Annotated in this window: 14 protein-coding genes and 4 pseudogenes; 8 read left to right on the top strand and 10 right to left on the bottom strand. The window is 56.6% G+C overall.

The window, feature by feature from the left end; all coding sequences use genetic code 11:
* Positions 1–498: 498 nt before the first annotated feature.
* From O9X91_RS21885 to O9X91_RS21905, 5 genes are read right to left on the bottom strand one after another with little or no spacing between them, the layout of a single operon-like run.
* Positions 499–1,149, bottom strand: a complete 651-nt coding sequence (locus O9X91_RS21885; protein ID WP_142914080.1) for a GDSL-type esterase/lipase family protein — start codon at positions 1,147–1,149, stop codon at positions 499–501.
* A 36-nt stretch (positions 1,150–1,185) separates the two neighbouring features.
* Entirely contained in the window at positions 1,186–2,085 is a 900-nt protein-coding gene (locus tag O9X91_RS21890) for a carbohydrate ABC transporter permease (protein WP_142914079.1), read from the bottom strand.
* Position 2,086: 1 nt separating this feature from the next.
* On the bottom strand, positions 2,087–3,007 hold the full coding sequence (locus O9X91_RS21895; protein WP_142914078.1) for a carbohydrate ABC transporter permease: 921 nt from the start codon (positions 3,005–3,007) through the stop codon (positions 2,087–2,089).
* 59 nt (positions 3,008–3,066) lie between these two features.
* Positions 3,067–4,137: an ABC transporter ATP-binding protein gene (locus tag O9X91_RS21900; RefSeq protein ID WP_142914077.1), complete on the bottom strand. Its 1,071-nt coding sequence runs from the start codon at positions 4,135–4,137 to the stop codon at positions 3,067–3,069.
* 60 nt (positions 4,138–4,197) lie between these two features.
* Entirely contained in the window at positions 4,198–5,544 is a 1,347-nt protein-coding gene (locus O9X91_RS21905; RefSeq protein ID WP_161596395.1) for an ABC transporter substrate-binding protein, read from the bottom strand.
* A 216-nt stretch (positions 5,545–5,760) separates the two neighbouring features.
* On the opposite strand from O9X91_RS21905, the gene O9X91_RS21910 reads away from it, so the two are divergent.
* Complete coding sequence (locus O9X91_RS21910) at positions 5,761–6,687, top strand: LysR family transcriptional regulator (RefSeq protein ID WP_269834376.1); 927 nt, start codon at positions 5,761–5,763, stop codon at positions 6,685–6,687.
* Positions 6,688–6,776: 89 nt separating this feature from the next.
* Here O9X91_RS21910 and O9X91_RS21915 read toward each other — a convergent pair.
* Positions 6,777–7,058: pseudogene (locus tag O9X91_RS21915) on the bottom strand (DDE-type integrase/transposase/recombinase); the annotation flags it as partial.
* 1 nt (position 7,059) lies between these two features.
* Between O9X91_RS21915 and O9X91_RS21920 the strand changes: the two are divergent.
* The 6 genes and pseudogenes from O9X91_RS21920 to O9X91_RS21950 form a co-directional block, all read left to right on the top strand.
* A pseudogene (locus O9X91_RS21920) lies at positions 7,060–7,278 on the top strand (sugar ABC transporter ATP-binding protein); the annotation flags it as partial.
* 77 nt (positions 7,279–7,355) lie between these two features.
* Positions 7,356–8,357: a Gfo/Idh/MocA family oxidoreductase gene (locus O9X91_RS21925; protein ID WP_204814873.1), complete on the top strand. Its 1,002-nt coding sequence runs from the start codon at positions 7,356–7,358 to the stop codon at positions 8,355–8,357.
* Positions 8,354–9,313: pseudogene (locus O9X91_RS23850) on the top strand (sugar phosphate isomerase/epimerase family protein). The gene O9X91_RS21925 and the pseudogene O9X91_RS23850 overlap by 4 nt, the downstream one beginning before the upstream one ends.
* 1 nt (position 9,314) lies before the next feature.
* The gene (locus O9X91_RS21940; protein ID WP_142914074.1) at positions 9,315–10,088 is read left to right on the top strand and encodes a TIM barrel protein; all 774 of its coding nucleotides are present in this window, start codon (positions 9,315–9,317) and stop codon (positions 10,086–10,088) included.
* A 38-nt stretch (positions 10,089–10,126) separates the two neighbouring features.
* Positions 10,127–11,149 carry an inositol 2-dehydrogenase gene (gene iolG, locus O9X91_RS21945; RefSeq protein ID WP_142914085.1) on the top strand — a complete coding sequence of 341 codons (1,023 nt, stop codon included), beginning with the start codon at positions 10,127–10,129 and terminating at the stop codon, positions 11,147–11,149.
* Positions 11,150–11,540: 391 nt separating this feature from the next.
* Positions 11,541–11,786, top strand: coding sequence for a MurR/RpiR family transcriptional regulator (locus O9X91_RS21950; protein ID WP_306801670.1), 246 nt, complete (start codon positions 11,541–11,543; stop codon positions 11,784–11,786).
* Here O9X91_RS21950 and O9X91_RS23915 read toward each other — a convergent pair.
* From O9X91_RS23915 to O9X91_RS21965, 3 genes are all read right to left on the bottom strand, one after another.
* Entirely contained in the window at positions 11,713–12,162 is a 450-nt protein-coding gene (locus tag O9X91_RS23915; protein ID WP_162520604.1) for a hypothetical protein, read from the bottom strand. The two genes, O9X91_RS21950 and O9X91_RS23915, sit on opposite strands and share 74 nt — an antisense overlap.
* Positions 12,163–12,207: 45 nt before the next feature.
* On the bottom strand, positions 12,208–13,380 hold the full coding sequence (locus O9X91_RS21960; protein WP_142914072.1) for an aldo/keto reductase: 1,173 nt from the start codon (positions 13,378–13,380) through the stop codon (positions 12,208–12,210).
* A 189-nt stretch (positions 13,381–13,569) separates the two neighbouring features.
* The gene (locus tag O9X91_RS21965) at positions 13,570–14,082 is read right to left on the bottom strand and encodes a nuclear transport factor 2 family protein (protein ID WP_244614293.1); all 513 of its coding nucleotides are present in this window, start codon (positions 14,080–14,082) and stop codon (positions 13,570–13,572) included.
* Positions 14,083–14,305: 223 nt separating this feature from the next.
* Between O9X91_RS21965 and O9X91_RS21970 the strand changes: the two genes are divergently transcribed.
* Complete coding sequence (locus tag O9X91_RS21970; protein ID WP_142914070.1) at positions 14,306–15,229, top strand: AraC family transcriptional regulator; 924 nt, start codon at positions 14,306–14,308, stop codon at positions 15,227–15,229.
* Between the two features lie 191 nt (positions 15,230–15,420).
* On the opposite strand, the pseudogene O9X91_RS21975 reads toward O9X91_RS21970, so the two are convergent.
* Positions 15,421–15,682, bottom strand: a pseudogene (locus O9X91_RS21975) (transposase family protein); the annotation flags it as partial.
* Between the last annotated feature and the right edge of the window lie 639 nt (positions 15,683–16,321).

Genomic DNA, 16,321 nt, shown 5'->3' on the forward strand with positions numbered 1-16,321 from the left:
CCGTGAGCGCCACCATGGCGCTGGGCAGGCATCATACTCCGATGGGGGCATCCACCCCATCAGTTCAAAGCTTCTCCTGTCCATCGTCTCCACTCCTCGATGTCCTGCCGCCCGGATCGAGAACCGGGCGGACCACGTTAGGCACTTGATGCCGTTTGAGAAGGGCCGTCACCTCATCAGCTTCGGGCCGACCGGGCCTAATAACACCTCCCTTGGCATCCGGTGGGACCCTAATGACAACTGGGTCTCAAATTCCTCTATTCTCGAGGAAACCGAGAGTGATTTGCTCATTGAGAACGGTTGGGACCGCCTTCCGGTGACCCCTTACCCTACCGACACACAATATCACGCAGCTTTACTGTTGATCGCAGCAGAAGAAACGTTCTCTCTACACTCCACCAGAGCGGTGATTTCGAAAGTCAGCTGCCGTCCAACTGGCGCAAAGGATCAAGGAGAAAGGCTCGAAGCCGGAGAGGGGTGGCGGCGAACGCCCCCGCATCACCCATTTCCTGTCAATATGCCTGATTTTCTGCGGATGATATCTTCGACAATGTCATAGCCGGCGCGATTAAGGTGAATGCGGTCATCGGAAAAGACCCGACCGAGCGGTGCGCCATTTTCCCCCAAGAGAGCAGAATGTGCGTCGATAAATGAGACATCCTCGAAATTCCTTTGCAATTCTGTCTCCACCATAATGTTCGCTTTTCTAATTTCATCGGCGAGATAGATGCGACCAGGTGGAACGAATACGGACATAAAATGGATTGTAAGATCGGGTAGTTCTGCACGCGCCTCCTTCACCAATTGGACGGTGCGGTCGGCAACTTGCAAGGCAGTCGCTCCATAGTTTCCAATGTCGTTGCTACCAGGCCAAATTATCAAGATCGAAGGATCCAAGGGAGAGACGAGGCGCGAAAAATAATGTGTCATCGCTGCCAATGTAGCGCCGCCGAACCCTACACGAACCACATTGTGCGGTCGTAGCCGCTCAATCATGTCGTGCCATAGGCGGATCGAGGACGCGCCGAGAAACACGATTGGACGCCGAGGGATAGCAGATCTGGCGATCCTCCCGCAGAGTTCGTTGACTTCATGCTCGAACTCCAGGACCGATTCATCGATCGGAGTATGATATAGATGTGTTGTCATGGCATGGGTTCCGAAAATGCAGGACGATAACGTCGTTCAACCTTTGGTAGCGCCGGATGTCAGTCCGGACACGTAATAGTCCATCAGAAAAACAAAAATGATGATCGGAGGTGCCGCGGCCAGCACACCGGCGGCCATGAGTTCACCCCAGAAGTAGCTGTCCCCGCGGATCAAGCTCGCCATGATGCCAGATGTGAGAACATTCTGATCGGTGCTGTAGATATATGCGGTTGGATAGAGAAACTGACCCCAAGCCGCGGTAAATGCAAAGATGATCGCAGCGACGATCCCAGGCATCGCGACAGGGATGAAGACTTTGACGAGCAACTGGAAATGGTTGCATCCATCGATCCGAGCAGCTTCATCGAGTTCCTTCGGAATAGAGCCGAAATAGCCGATCATGAGCCAGGTGCAAAACGGCACCATGAAAGTGGGGTAGATCAGAATAAGCCCCCAAATGGAGTTAATCAGTCCCAAACCCGCCACGACCCTGAATAGTGGGATGAATAGCAATGTTCCGGGAACCAGATATGTGAGGAATATCCCTGTCGCCAATGCACCGGCCCCAAAGAAGTGCATCCGTGCCAGAGAATAGGCAGCCATGATGCTGACAACCATGGTGATGGCGACCGAGCACACGGCAACGACGATTGAATTCAGGAAGAACGTGACGAACGGCGTGTCGCGGATCAGCTTAGTGTACTGCTCAAGTGTTGCACCTTGATTGATCATCCACGGATTGCCGCCGACAGATGCAATTTCGCCATTCGACTTGAGTGAAGTCACGATCATGTAATAGGGGGGAAACAAGAAGATGAGGACGAAAATCGCCAGGCAGAGATAAGCGCCGATCAGCGCCCACTTGCGATCTCCGCCGCCGCTGGTGGAAAAGATCGCTGAAGGGAAATTGCGGTTCTTTGTATGATCCTTGCTCATGTCAATTGCTCCGCGAGCGGTTGCGCACGTCGCGCAGAATGAAGAAGGCGAACACGGCCAGCAACGGGACCATGAACAGAGAGATTGCTGACCCGAGAGGCACGTCCCCTCCCGAGATGCCGACACTGAAGGCATAGCTTCCAAGCAGATGCGTGAGATTGCGCGGCCCACCGCCTGTCAGGACCTGCACAACGTCGAATTGAGAGATCGTGACGATGGTCGAGAACAACATGGTGATGGCGATCACGTTCCTCATCGTTGGCAGGGTTATGTAGATTAGCCTTTGCCAAGCGTTGGCACCGTCAATTTTGGCGGCCTCATGCAATTCCGCCGGAACGGATTTCAGTGCAGCCAGGAACATGATCAGGAAGAATGGCGCTCCATGCCATACATCAACAGCGATGACCGAAACGCGCGCCCAGAATACGTCGGACAGGAAGCCGATCTTCTCTCCCCCAAGTGCGACAATGACGGCATTGATCGCACCATTGCTTGAATCGAACATCCACCACCAGGCAAGTGTCCCTAATGCTGGCGGGATGACCCACGGCACGAGCAGCATCCCGCGCCAGAGACGCTGGCCGCGTTCCGGCAACCCATTCAGCAGCTGCGCTCCAGCGAAACCAATGACGGCTTTGAACAATACCGCAAAGAACGCGAAACCGATCGTTTGGCCGAAAACCATCCAGAATGTCGGTCTGGTGGCAAGATAGAAGAAATTATCCAGACCGATAAAGCGGGTTTCGGCCTTGTTCAACATGGCCAGGTAAATCGCGCTCGTGAGAGGGTAAACGACCAGTCCCCCGAGCAGGATGATGAGGGGGAGACAAAGAAAGAAAGCCAGTGTTGATCGAGAGTTGGCAAATTGGAAAAGACGGTCAGCAAATGTGCTGCTCTGGGCTGTATTAAAATGGGCCGACATGGCCAAATCCTCCCGTGGAATTGTTGTCCGTGCAGCACCGCGTGCATGCCGCATGCGGGCTAGTTCAGGCGTTGTCCTGAGCTTGTGTCGAACAGGTGGACGGACTCGATAGACGGGCGAAGGAAAATGGGCTGCCCCTCCTTAAGGCTCGGCCGTTCCTTGGTGAGGATACGGATCTCTGTGTCGCCAAGGTGGGCTATGATCAGCGTGTCGGGACCGTTCGGTTCGATCAGGTGCACCGTTGCCGGAATTCCTGCTCCGTCCGTGGAAAGAGCAAAATGCTCTGGTCGAATCCCGTAGACAACCTTCTCGCCCGCTTGAGCAGGCGCGCCATCCGGCAGTGGCATTGCCACAGCGCCTATCGAAACCGATTTTCCGAGGCCGGTCTCCTCGACCACACCCTCCAGCAAATTAATGCCGGGTGAACCAATGAATGCCGCGACGAATGTGCTGTTCGGGTGATCATAGACATCGAGGGGATGGCCTATCTGCTCGATCCGCCCGCGGTTCATCACCACGATCCTGTCGGCCATTGTCATGGCTTCACTTTGATCGTGTGTCACATAGACAGATGTCGTTTTTAGCCGCTGCTGAAGCGCCTTGATTTCGGTGCGCATCTGGACACGCAGTTTTGCGTCGAGGTTGGAAAGCGGTTCATCGAACAAAAACGCACTTGGCTGACGAACGATGGCACGTCCCATCGCAACGCGTTGCCTCTGCCCGCCCGAGAGCTGTTTAGGGTATCTGTCGAGGTACTCACCGAGATCCAGAATGGCTGCCGCATTTACAACCGCTGCATCGATGTCTGCCTTCTGTAGCCCCTTCAGTCGCATGCTGAAGGACATATTGTCCCTGACGGTCATATGCGGATAGAGCGCATAATTCTGGAATACCATAGCGATGTCCCGCTCCTTGGGCTGTAGCTGGTTCACCCGCCGCTCACCGATCACGATGTCCCCACTGGTTATGGTTTCCAGTCCGGCGATCATGCGCAGCAACGTGGACTTTCCGCATCCGGACGGCCCCACGAGCACAATGAACTCGCCATCGTCGATCGAAAGATCAATGCCATGTAAAATATTGACGCTTCCGTAGCTTTTCCGGACGCTATCGAGTTGCAGACTAGCCATTCTTCTCTCCTCCCACTGTCAAGTTGAGCCGCGGCACCCAAAAAGCAGCGGCTCCCGTTGTCATCCACGCAAATAGCCTTCGATTTCCGAAGAGGCCCAGCTAATTGCAGAGTCGATAGTCTCGCCCGCCTGTGTGACGCGCCCGATCATGTTCGACAGCAGCTTCTCGGAGTAAATCTTGCTGGCAATGTCTGCGGGTGCCGGGTATCCGCAGATTGTGAGCACTTCATTTCCCCGGACGGGATAGTTATAGATGCTGCCTGTCGGCGGCCCTGCATTCTTCCAAACGGGGATATCGGTGTAGGAGTCGAATAGTGGAATGTCGTAACCGTTGGAGGCTTCGACGAAGCTCGCGAATTGCTCTTTCTCGGCGAGCCATTGCGCTAGTTCCTTGGCAGCGCCGATGTTCTTCGCAAAATTCCAGACACCATAGCCGTGGACGAGCAGCCCCCTGAAGCGCCCGGCGGGGCCCGATGGAAGATCGTGGTGCCAGAGCTGCTTGCCGATATCCGGCGCGTCTTTAAGGGCTCCTGCCCAAACACTGGGCGGATTGACGATCGTTGCTCCCTTACCCGATACAAGCCAGCGATTGTTGCCGGCGTCGTCCCAGGAATAGATGTCCTCGGGCATATAGCGGGTCAATTCCTGCAAGTAGGTGAGAGCAGCCCGGACCGCATCCGAGTCGATGACGATCTCGCCGGCGGCATTCACCAGTTCGGCGCCGAACGACAGGAACAGCGGGCTGAGCCAGTCGTTCGCGTCGGCGTTCGATGCGCTGCTGATAGGATGAGCGAACGGAACTCCTGCCGCATGAAGCTTCTTGGCTGCCTTGAGGAAGGTCTCATTCGTCCATTCCCGGTCGATCCTCGCCTGATCTCGGACTCCTGCCGGAAACAGATCTTGGAGGTCGACACCGACGTGTTGCTTCCAGAGATCTATGCGAGACTCCATACATTTCGTATGGGTCTGCGTGGCCGGAACACCGCGCCAGACCCCGGAATGCTTGAGCCCATACTCGGCGGCAGGGACAGGAGGGCCATACCGGTCGGCAAGGGACTTGATGGCGTCGTCCAGCGGTTCCAGCGAGTCCTGGTACTGAGCGAACTGCCACATGCTCATTTCGATCAGGTCATGGCCTTCACGAGCTCGGCTTTCGCCAGCCGGCACTGTCAGCGTCGCGGCACCCCCAATGAAGTCAATGGAGACCTCGACATTGTTCTTCTTCGCCCAAGCTTCGACAGCCTTGCGCTGGACGATTTCGACTGCCGGAACCCAGTGTTGGTTCAGGGCGACCGACAGCTTGCCGCCCGTCCCCTGTGCCCGCACATACGGTGTATACAAGAACGTTCCGGCTGTCGCGACTGCGGCGCCTTGCAAGAATGTACGTCGAGTGTGACGAGAATCCATTTTTCCTCCCTTTCGTACACCGACCCGCGTTGGCGACTTGAGACGACGCAGTGGGTGTATCGAGTTTCTCCTCTGTAATTCGAAAGTTGTTATGCCATCACAATGTGTCCAGATACGTCGGTATGCGCTTTTCAGATATTGATTTCCGTTATACCTCTGATCGGTATCAGCAGAACGCATTTGTCCGAACCCATGTGAACAAGGACGCAGAGCCGGATGGAACTAAGGCAGTTACGGCATTTCCAGGTAGTTGCCGAAACCGGTAGCTTTACCCGCGCCGCCGCACTTCTGAACGTCGCGCAGCCTGCACTTAGCCGGGATATACGGCTTCTTGAGCTTGGCTTGGCGACGAAGCTATTTCATCGTCATGGCCGTGGCGTTGTTCTGACCTCTGAAGGGGCTACATTCCTGACAGCTATCGTTCCGAATCTGGAGGGTCTGGACCGGGCACGCAAGGACATCGTGGAGCACGGCGCGGATCCGCATGGAGTGGTCAGACTTGGATGGACCGGGGTAATCAGTGTGCCCTTAGGCGCCCAAATCATCACCCGCTTCAAGGAAGATTTCCCTAATGTCGAGCTTCAAACACTTGGCGGATCAAGCTCTCAGATTCAAGAATGGATAAATGATAGCCGGATCGATCTGGGCGTCATGAATTCCGAGCGGCCGGCGCATGGCTCGCATCAGGAGCACCTTATGAGCGCCGAATTGTTCCACGTCTGCCGCGCGCAGTCAGATGATGACGGCAGCACAACGCTTCAAACTATTTCGTTCAGGGAAGCCGCTTCCCATTCGCTGCTTCTCCACGGCCGGCACCATGCTTTGAGGCGGGCGATTGATATCGCGGCCAAGCGACACGAAATCGACCTCAAAGTTATCGCTCAGATTGACGAATTTGCGGCGGTGAAGCAGCTTATCTATCAAGGGGGAGGCACCACCATACTGCCTCTTGGGCTGCTGCACGATGTGCGGGACGATCCACGTCTTTCGGTTCGCCGGATCACGCAACCGACGATCACGCTTTATTCTTGCACTCTTTTTCCACGCTCGCCAATAAACTATATTGTCAGCGAGCTTGCCAAAATTATTCGCAGAGAGACACTCAAAGCAATTTCTGCTCAAATACTTGATGGCTGCGCTTGATAGCGCCATCATGGCATTGAGAGGGTACAGGAAGGAGGGCTCTGTTGCAAGAATTCTGATTGGCCGCGAAGGCGGGCGCTATACCTCAGTCACGCGGTTTTTGTGTCGAGGTTCTGGGCGAAGATTGCCACAACTTCGGTAAGGGCGCTGGGCCCAACCCCGAAGGCTCGTTCAACGATGCGAGCTTCGCCACGGGCATCGCCGGTCAAGTTGAAGATCGCAGCCTGGCCCTTGCGTAGAGCCCGCATCACCTCGAAACCTTTGATCGTCGCGTAGGCTGTCCTTAACGTCTTGAACCCTCTGACCGACCTGATCAGCTGTTTCAGCTTGCCGTGATCGGCCTCAACGACATTGTTCGGGTATTTGACCTGCACCCATCAGGTGATGCATGCCATGGCCGTGGGCGATCACTTCGCGGTGCTCATTCGCGGTGCGATCGCAGCCGACTTCCGCAAGGGGGAAAAGACACGCGAGCAGATCGCCGATCTGATGGCCGGTGGGGAATCCATGGCAACGCTCGAAGCCTCCATCGAAGGCTACAGGGAGACACATGACGGTGTTCCGCCCCCGCCGCGCACTGAATGTAGCTGATATAGCCGCCACGTAACCGAATGTGTTGAATGGAAGCGGTTGGGCTGTGTGCCAGCCGAATGGAAGGAGTTTGTCCAATGGTGCGTATCGCAGTCATTGGTGCGGGACTGATGGGCGCTGACCACGCCAAGATCGTCGCGGAGGAAATGCCTGGCGCGAGCCTTCAGGTGGTTTGCGACATGGATGAAGTCCGCGCTCGCAAGGTGGCCGATGCCCATGGTGCAGCAGACGTTGCAAGCAATCCGGAAGCCGTGATTGCCCGTGCCGATGTGGATGCGGTGATCGTCGCGAGCCCGGACTTCACCCATGCGCCGCTGTCGCTCGCCTGCATTAACGCGGGCAAGAAGGTGCTATGCGAAAAGCCCCTATCGCCGTCCTCGGCCGAGTGCCTCTCGGTCATGCAGGCCGAACAGGAAGTTGGTCAAAAGTTCGTCCAGCTCGGGTTCATGCGGCGCTACGATCAGTCTTATGTCGAGATGAAAGAGGCAATTGAAACTGGCACGCTAGGCCGAGCCCTGATGATGCACAACTTCCATCGCAATGTGGAAACGCCAGCCTCCGACTTCACCGGTGCCATGGCAATCACCAATTCCGCCCCGCATGAGTTCGACGTCGTGCGCCATGTGCTTGGCACCGAATATGCCTGGATCTCTGCCTTCCAGCCGAAGCGCTCTGATCGACGTGTCGCGCCCGTCTTCATGGTCCTAGAAACAGTCGATGGCCAGCTCGTCAACATCGAGATTAACAACAACGCTGCGTACGGATACGACGTTCGCGCCGAACTCGTGGGCGAGCAGGCGAGCATTTCCATGAACTATGTCGCCTATACCCATCTCGAACGCTCGCTTGGCGTCCATACCGGCTATGATGCCGATTGGCGGACTCGCTACTTCGATGCCTATCGACGCCAGAACCGTGCCTTCCTACGCTTCGTCGACACAGACGTGTTTCCCGAGACCGCGTCGAGCTGCTGGGATGGCTATGCCGCAGCCGTTACCGCCGAAGCAGGCGTAACGGCACTCGCTTCCGGCCAAAAGCACCGCGTCGCCATGATTTCCAAGCCGGAGTTCTACGCATGAAACTGGGTTTTGTATCTGACAGCCTCGGCGGCATGCCTCTCGAAGACCTTCTCGACAACGCTGCCCGCATGGGCGTCTCCGGTATAGAGGTCAACACCTGCGGCTGGTCGACCGCACCGCATTTCGATCTCAAATCCATGCTGGGCAACACGGTCGCGCAGAAGGACTTCCTCAAAGCCTTTTCAGATCGTGGGCTTGATGTGATCAGCCTGAATGCCAACGGCAATCCCCTGCATCCCACCGATCCGGCTCAGGGCGAAGGTCTGAAGAACACCATCCGGGTCGCAGGCGAGATGGGCATCAAGGCGGTCTGCACCATGTCTGGCCTACCTGCGGGCAATCCGTCCGATACTATGCCGAACTGGGTCGTTTCTTCCTAGCCGCCGGAAACGCAGGTGATCCTCAAATACCAGTGGGAAGAAAAACTCTTGCCCTTCTGGATCGAGATCGTGGCGCTGGCAAATGAATGCGGCGTGGAAAAGATTGCGCTCGAACTGCATGGCAACCAGTGCGTCTACAACGTGCCGTCGCTCCTGAAACTCCGTCAAGAAGTCGGCCCTATCGTTGGCGCGAACCTCGATCCCTCGCACCTCTTCTGGATGGGAGCCGATCCGCTGATAGCGGCCGAGGCATTGGGTGAGGCCGTCTATCACGTCCATGCCAAGGACACATTCCTGAACGCGCCAAAGCAGGCAGTGACCAGCCTCCTCGAAAACGGCAACCTGACTGATATTCCGACCCGTTCCTGGTCCTACATCACGCTCGGCTTCGGCCACGGCGAGGAGTGGTGGCGACAGTTTTGCTATCGCCTGAAGATGGCTGGCTACGACGGCTGGCTTTCAATTGAGCATGAGGACGTGCTTCTCAACTCACTTGAGGGCCTCGAGAAATCCGTGGCCCTTCTCAAGGGTGTCATGCCCGTTGCACCGGCCGATTTCAAACTTCAGGAAATCTAAGATGAGCTTCCAACTTGCCGCTTGCGCCGAAATGCTCTGGCGCGACAAACCAATCGAATGGCGGGCAAGCCGCCTCAAGGAAATGGGCTTCGGAGTCGGCCTGTGGAACTGGCCCGCCTGGAACCTTGATGCGCTTGAAAAAACCGGTGCTACTTTCACTATCATGAATGGCTATCTCGTAGGTCGGCTCACCGATGCAGAAGGCTGCGACATGCTTCTAGCGTCTGCCAAGGAAACGGCGAAGGTCGGCAAGCGGCTCGGTGTCCACCGGCTCAATCTGCATGGCACGGGGCTTGGCGACATGGGCATTCCGATCCCCAGGATCGGTGCCTTCGCGCCGGGCATGGAACAGCGGGCGCGCGATACACTTAACCGCATCTGCGATCTGGTAGAAGCCGAAGGTCAGGTCTTCACGCTGGAAAACCTCAACCCAATCGATCATCCCGGCTGCCCCTTCGGCTCGACGGCAGACGTGCTTGGGCTCGTTGCGGCCGTCAACCGCCCGCAACTGCGTATTAACCTCGATCTCTACCATACTCAGATCGGTGAAGGTGATCTTATCCGCTGGTGCGAAGCCTGCCTGCCCTGGATCGGTGAAGTTCAGGTGGCTGATAATCCTGGCCGTTGCGAGCCGGGCACGGGCGAAGTGAACTGGCACGGCGTCGCAAAAGCCCTGAAATCCATGGGATACGCGGGACCGGTCGGGATGGAAGCCTTTGCCTCCGGTGATCCGGAAGCTGCACTTGAAGCCTTCCGCACTGCTTTCACTATCTGAATGCTATCATCCGAAGAGGATCACCCATGTCATCCACCATCCTGAACGTCGGCCTTTTGGGCGCAGGCCGTATCGCAGGCGTCCATGCCGCCGCCATCTCCACCAATCCCGGTAGCCGCCTTGTGGCCGTCTCCGACATCAATCACGCCGCTGCTGAGAAGATCGCCGCCCAATATGGCGCGGAAGCCCGCTCGACCGATACGATCCTCAATGATCCCGCCATCAATGCCGTGCTGATTGCCACCTCCACCGATACGCATTCCGACTTGATCGAGCGGGCGACGGCTGCGGGTAAGGCCGTGCTTTGTGAAAAGCCTGTCGACCTCAGCCTTGCCAGGGCTCAGGCTTGCCAGAAGGTGGCCGCCGCTACCGGCAAGCCGGTGATGATCGGCTTCAACCGCCGTTTCGATCCCAACTTTGTGGCTCTCAAGGCAGCAGCCGACCGTGGTGAAATCGGCAAGACGGAACTACTCTCGATCACCTCTTTCGACCCGGCTCCGCCGCCGGTCGCCTATGTCAAGGTCTCGGGCGGGTTGTTCCGGGACATGATGATCCATGATTTCGACATGGCTAATTTCATCATGGGGGCAGCGCCGGTCTCCGTCTCGGCGGTAGGTACATCGATTGTCGATCCGGAAATTGGCGCGGCAGGCGATGTCGATACCGCCGTCGTGACCCTTGCCTATGCGGATGGCCGCATTGCCGTGATCAAGAACAGCCGCCGAGCCGTCTACGGTTATGACCAGCGGCTAGAGCTCCTCGGCTCCGAAGGCCTGCTACAGGCTCAGAACGTGCTGGAGAATACGTTAATCAAGTCAAGCGCGTCCGGCGTGACGAGCGCAAAGCCGACTTATTTCTTTCTTGAACGCTACATGCCCGCCTATGCAGCGGAATGGGCAGCATTTGTAACCGCTGTGAAGACAGGCTCTGCACTGCCGGTCACGCTTGATGATGGTGTTGCAGCGCTCGCCATGGCGGAAGCTGCAACCCAGTCTGCAAAGAACGGATCGCCGGTGAAATTGGCAGAGGTTCTTGGCGGAGCTTTCGGAGAAGCAAAATAGTCTCTGTCGGACAACTCCTCGTGTTCGATCTAGCGGCGGCCCGAACTTCGGATCGAGCAGCCGCATAGTACTGGTTTACCGGAGGATGGTGCGATGCGAGGAACTTAATCAAGGTGCTTCTACAACTACAGTTACCGGTCCCAGGATACAGCTTCAACGAGGATGGAGACGGGATGTCGCCATCCGAGGAACGGTTTCCATGCCCCGCCATCGCGCCTCCGAGAGCATACGTGGCGCGGTCCTGTCGTTCCATCCCGACAAACTTCAGGGAGTTAGATGACAACTTCCAACGACCCTTCCCAATGAGTCATAGCGAACATGCAACGGGAGCACGATCATGAGCACGGAAAAAACCGTTCGAAAGCCGACGACCATCGCGGAGCTAAAGGATATGATCGTAGCTACCAGGCTCAGACTCCCAGAGCAACAGGAGCGCGTCGCACGCACGGCTCTCGCCCATCCGGAAACCGTAGCATTCGGCACCGCGCAAACGCTTGCGGACCGATGCGTAGTCTCGCCCTCAACCGTGGTCAGAGTGGCCACTGCTCTCGGATTTGATAACTTTAGGGAGTTCCAACAGGTATTCCGTCAGCACATCCGGAAGATTTCGCTTCGAGCCGCCGACACCCTATGCTGACAGGAAAGCCGCAATCACCGCCACGAGTGACATGAGTTCCATAAATCATTGGACCCACTTCTGAAAATCGAGCGACCCGATCCGGATGAGTCGCGTCGACGAACACCAGCCCCGTTACCTGATCGCCAAACTTAGGCCATGCTGTAGGGTCACCGAGCGAGTGAGTGACCAGAATGAAGGGGTCATTCTCTCCCGCCGCGGCCAAGGCAAGGATGAAGATCGTCCGCGACGATACCCCAATCTCGTCAGGTCCTACGACTTCGTCGAGGACCGCACGCGATGGCAGGAAAGTCCGCACGCTCAACGTGATCGATGGATTCACCTGGGAATGTATCGCCATCAAGGTCGAGGGAAAGCTGAACGCTGTCGACGCCATCGACGTGCCTTCCGACCTGTTCATCATGGGGTCAGGCCAGGGAAGTCAGACCGGAACGGGTGCTTCAGGCAGAATGATTTGCTCGTTGCGCAGTTCGTCCCAGAAAGCCTTCGGTATGCCGACCTTCATCGACTCGATATTGGCCTCGACCTGCCCAGAAACGCGGGCGCCGGGGATTATCGCGGAAACGATCGAAGGCGCAGCCGCGAACTGAAGTGCCGCGGTGCGGATATCAATGCCGTGTCTATCGGCGACCGCGGCCAGACGAGCCCTTTTTTCGACAGCGCCAGCCGGCAGCTTGTCACTGAAATGGTAACGATTTCGTCCGCCAAGAAACCCGTCGTTCGGCGGTGTGCCCACGGTTACGGTAATACCCTTTTCGGCAAGTGCCGGAAAGGTATGCTCCAGGGCCTCTTCGTGTTCGATGATGCTGTAATGGCAGGCAAGCAGGACGATATCAGGCGTTGGGGCGTCATCGGTTGCCGCCTTTATCGCAGCGTCCGGGCGATTGATCCCGAACCCCCATGCCTTGATCAAACCCTCGTTGCGGATGCGCTCCAGTTCGACCATCGCCCCGGTACGGGCGATCTCATAGGCGCGTGTCCATGGTTGCGGCAGTTCGGTATTTTCTGGACCCAGATCGTGGATGTAAACGATGTCGATGCTGGCGAGGCCGAGCCGCTGCAGACTATCCTCCACAGACCGACGAGCGCCCTCAGCCGTGTAGGCATACTCATAGGAGAAGTTCAGCTTCTCAGCCCAAAGAGTTGGCGCGAGTGGCTGTCGGCTCGGGTGGAAAATACGGCCGACTTTGGTTGAAACCAGAAACGCATCGCGCGGCTTATCCCGCAGGAATGCGCCCAGTCGATGTTCCGAGAGGCCGTGGCCATAGAATGGGGATGTGTCGAAATGGCGTATGCCACCGTCCCAAGCTGTCTGCAGGGTTGCTTGCGCTTGAGCGTCGCTGATGGGAGCGAATATGTTGCCGATCTGGGTTCCGCCCATTCCGAAGCGGAACCGCGGGCGATACCGTATGCCATCGGCGGCAGGCCCATTCAGCGGAAGGGTTGTGCCCGTGATGTTCCCACGGGTCGCCATGACGGTACCCTGGACCGTTTGCGCTTCAAATGATGGAGTCTGCGCGCTTGCCAGATGGGGGGCAACCATCGTGGCAGCTGCGCTGCCAGCCGCGAGGGCGAGAAATTTCCGACGTTCCATGAAAGTATCCTGGTGACTATCTAAAGGGAAAGCGTTGCACCGCGCGGCTGGCGGCACAGGCTGTGTTAGCGATCAATGGGCGCGGTGTTTCCTTGGATCGACGACGGCGCCGTGGACATGCAGATCCAGCTGGTCCCCTGGGTAACGGGAAATGGTGGCGCCGGGCACGAAGTCTCGGACCTGCCGGGATCAGCGTAAGTCGGGCGCTTCGTTGAGCAAGGCTGGGTCCCAATGCTCGGTGGCCTTGCCATCCTTGATGCGCCACATGTCGAACCACGTCGTGCTGTAGGTCTTTGACGGATCTTTCGGATCCTTTTCGGTCCGCGCATATGTCACGACCACCAGATCGCCCTCGGCAACCACGTCGGCAATCTTCATGCTAATTTCCGCGGGGATCGGCTTGGGTTGCACCTTGAGCACTTCGGTGAAGTACTGAACGACCGGCTTTAGTCCACTTTGAGCATTCGGGTTGTGCTGGACATAATCGTCAGCGATATACTGGCTGGCCTTGTCCCAATGGCCAGCTTCCAGAAGCTCAAGAATGATCTTGTAGACAACCTGCTTGTTGGCATTCAGCTTCGGGTCAGGGCTGGTAAACAGCACTTCCGGATTGTCCGATACGACGACGGCTTCCTGGGCGCGCACTGTGGATGGAGCTATGGCAGCCAACGACAGGGCCGCTGCGAGGACAATGTTTCTCAATCTCTTCTCCATGACGAATTTAACGTCTGTTGTTCGACTTCTAGGCACGCTTCCGCCTGTTAATTTTCAGATGCGAAAACAAAACCACCGGAGAGAAGAATAGGCGCTGGTTTCATCCGGCGTGATCTTGATTCGACTGATTTTTTGCACAATCCTGTCGATACCTGATCGGCGGATCTCTCTTCGCGATCACATTTTGCGGAGCGGAACGAGAGGTACCGAAATGAATCAGTTTCAAGCTGTCGATGAACGCTGGACGTCATTGCGGACTCCGTTCCTCGAATTGGCTTCGGTGGTACAACGCCTTTGCGTCAGTGAAGGTGCAAATCCAAGCAAACTTTCCGGGCTGAAGTTTTTCAAGCTTTCACAGCCGGACGAACCAAGCAGATGTTTTTACGAACCTTGCATCGCGATCATTCTCAGCGGTGCGAAGCGCGTCATGTTCGATCAGGATGAAATGCTTTTTCAGCCTGGTGACTTCTTTGTCACCTCCATCGATGTTCCGACCTCAGCGCATGTGATCGAAGCTTCAGCAGCCAAGCCTTATCTTTCTCTGGTCATGCGGATCGATCTGCAGAGGCTTCACGACGTAGCAAAAAAGATGGGGCTTTTGGAGCCGGATGCTTCGGTCGACCCTGTCGGTATCGCAAGAGGCCGAGCGTCCGAGGAACTGCTGGATGCATTCTCGCGCCTGGTCGATCTAAACCTCAAGCCCGACAGTATTTCATTGCTGGCGGACATAATCCAATCCGAGATCTACGTGCGCCTGCTTCAAAGCGAGGCTGGAAACTGGCTAACGCGTATGGCGAGCGAAGGATACAGAGCCACGGGTGTCGTTCGCGCTCTCGAGTGGTTGAAGGGCAACTACATGAAGCCGCTGCGGATAGAAGAGCTTGCTGCGCTAGCCGCAATGGCAAGCTCGACCTTTCACCATAATTTTCGACGTCTCACCGGGACGAGCCCGCTTCAATACCAAAAGAGCCTGCGTCTCTATGCCGCCCGAAATCTGATGCTGACAGAGCGGGTCGATGCAAATATCGCCGCGGTCAGGGTAGGATACGAAAGTGTACCCCAGTTCAGCCGCGAGTATTCTCGCATGTTCGGCGCGCCTCCGCGTCGTGACGTTCAAACAGCAAGGCAGCGATGAACGAAGTAGAAGGTTGCCGTTTTATTTCTGCAACAGCAGACCCTATTACCCATTCACGGTTGACGAAAACACATGATTTCCATTAAGCGCGTTGCAGGGCAAGGCCGCAATCGTTTGCAGCAAAGGGTCTGCAATTAAGGTTGGCCCCGCTACCTCCTACCAAATTGCCGCCGGCATCATCAGACGAGATTGGCAAAAGCTGCAGCTGGTATGCTGCCATGCGCCAAACCAAGATGGTGGACGATCGTCTCGAGCCGTTGAGTGCGGCGGCCATAGCGAGCCAGACCATCTTTGTCGAACTGTTCGCAGAAGATGCGCCGCCCGCAGAAAACCGCATCGCACCAGAACCGACGCGACACGACCGTCAACTCTACTCGCCGACCGCTGAGGGGTAGGTCAGCGGGTCGACGGTGATATCGGCTTTGAACGTCGGCTCCGTGTCCCGCACACGGGGCTCGCGGGCTCGTCGCGAAAGACTTCTCTGTATGAATTCGTGATGAGATGATTTGTCTCTGTATGCGGTTGGCCCGAGATCACGAAGGTCACGGCTCGATCGGGAACACAAGCAGGGTCGAGGTTGCGGACGTACAGAGCCGGCCTTGCGAGTCGATCAGCTTCGGCGCGCACAGGACCAGTCTTCTCGTTCAATGGGCGGTGATAGGCCACTTTGAGTTCGAGCGTTGTGTAGCCCGCCAGTCAGCGCATTCTCAGCATTTGGCATAGCTTCCAAGCGACAATCTCGATCTCACTACTCGCCGGCGCTTTTTTGGCCGAGTTGTAATTTCCCGTTCGAGAAAACTCGCGAAATTCAGTGAAATTAATCCCCCAACGCACAAAAGAAAAAAGTAGCAAATGGAACGCCATTCCGATAATAGAGTTCTTGCACTGCTACAAGGCCGTGCGAGGGAGGTCTGAAATCGGCCAAGTTTCAATTTCGACCGAAAACGCCCTGCTCATAGGCGAAACGCCAGTCCCGTCTCCGTGCTTTCACCCCGGGGGCGTTGGACTGTCTCGCTGTCGGGGGTCCGCAGACTACGGGGATAGCTCAACGGGGTCTCGGCAATCTTATTGGCTCAGCATCTACAAGTTCTG

It is taken from the genome of Agrobacterium salinitolerans (assembly GCF_027498475.1).
Classification (GTDB): Bacteria; Pseudomonadota; Alphaproteobacteria; order Rhizobiales; family Rhizobiaceae; genus Agrobacterium; species Agrobacterium salinitolerans.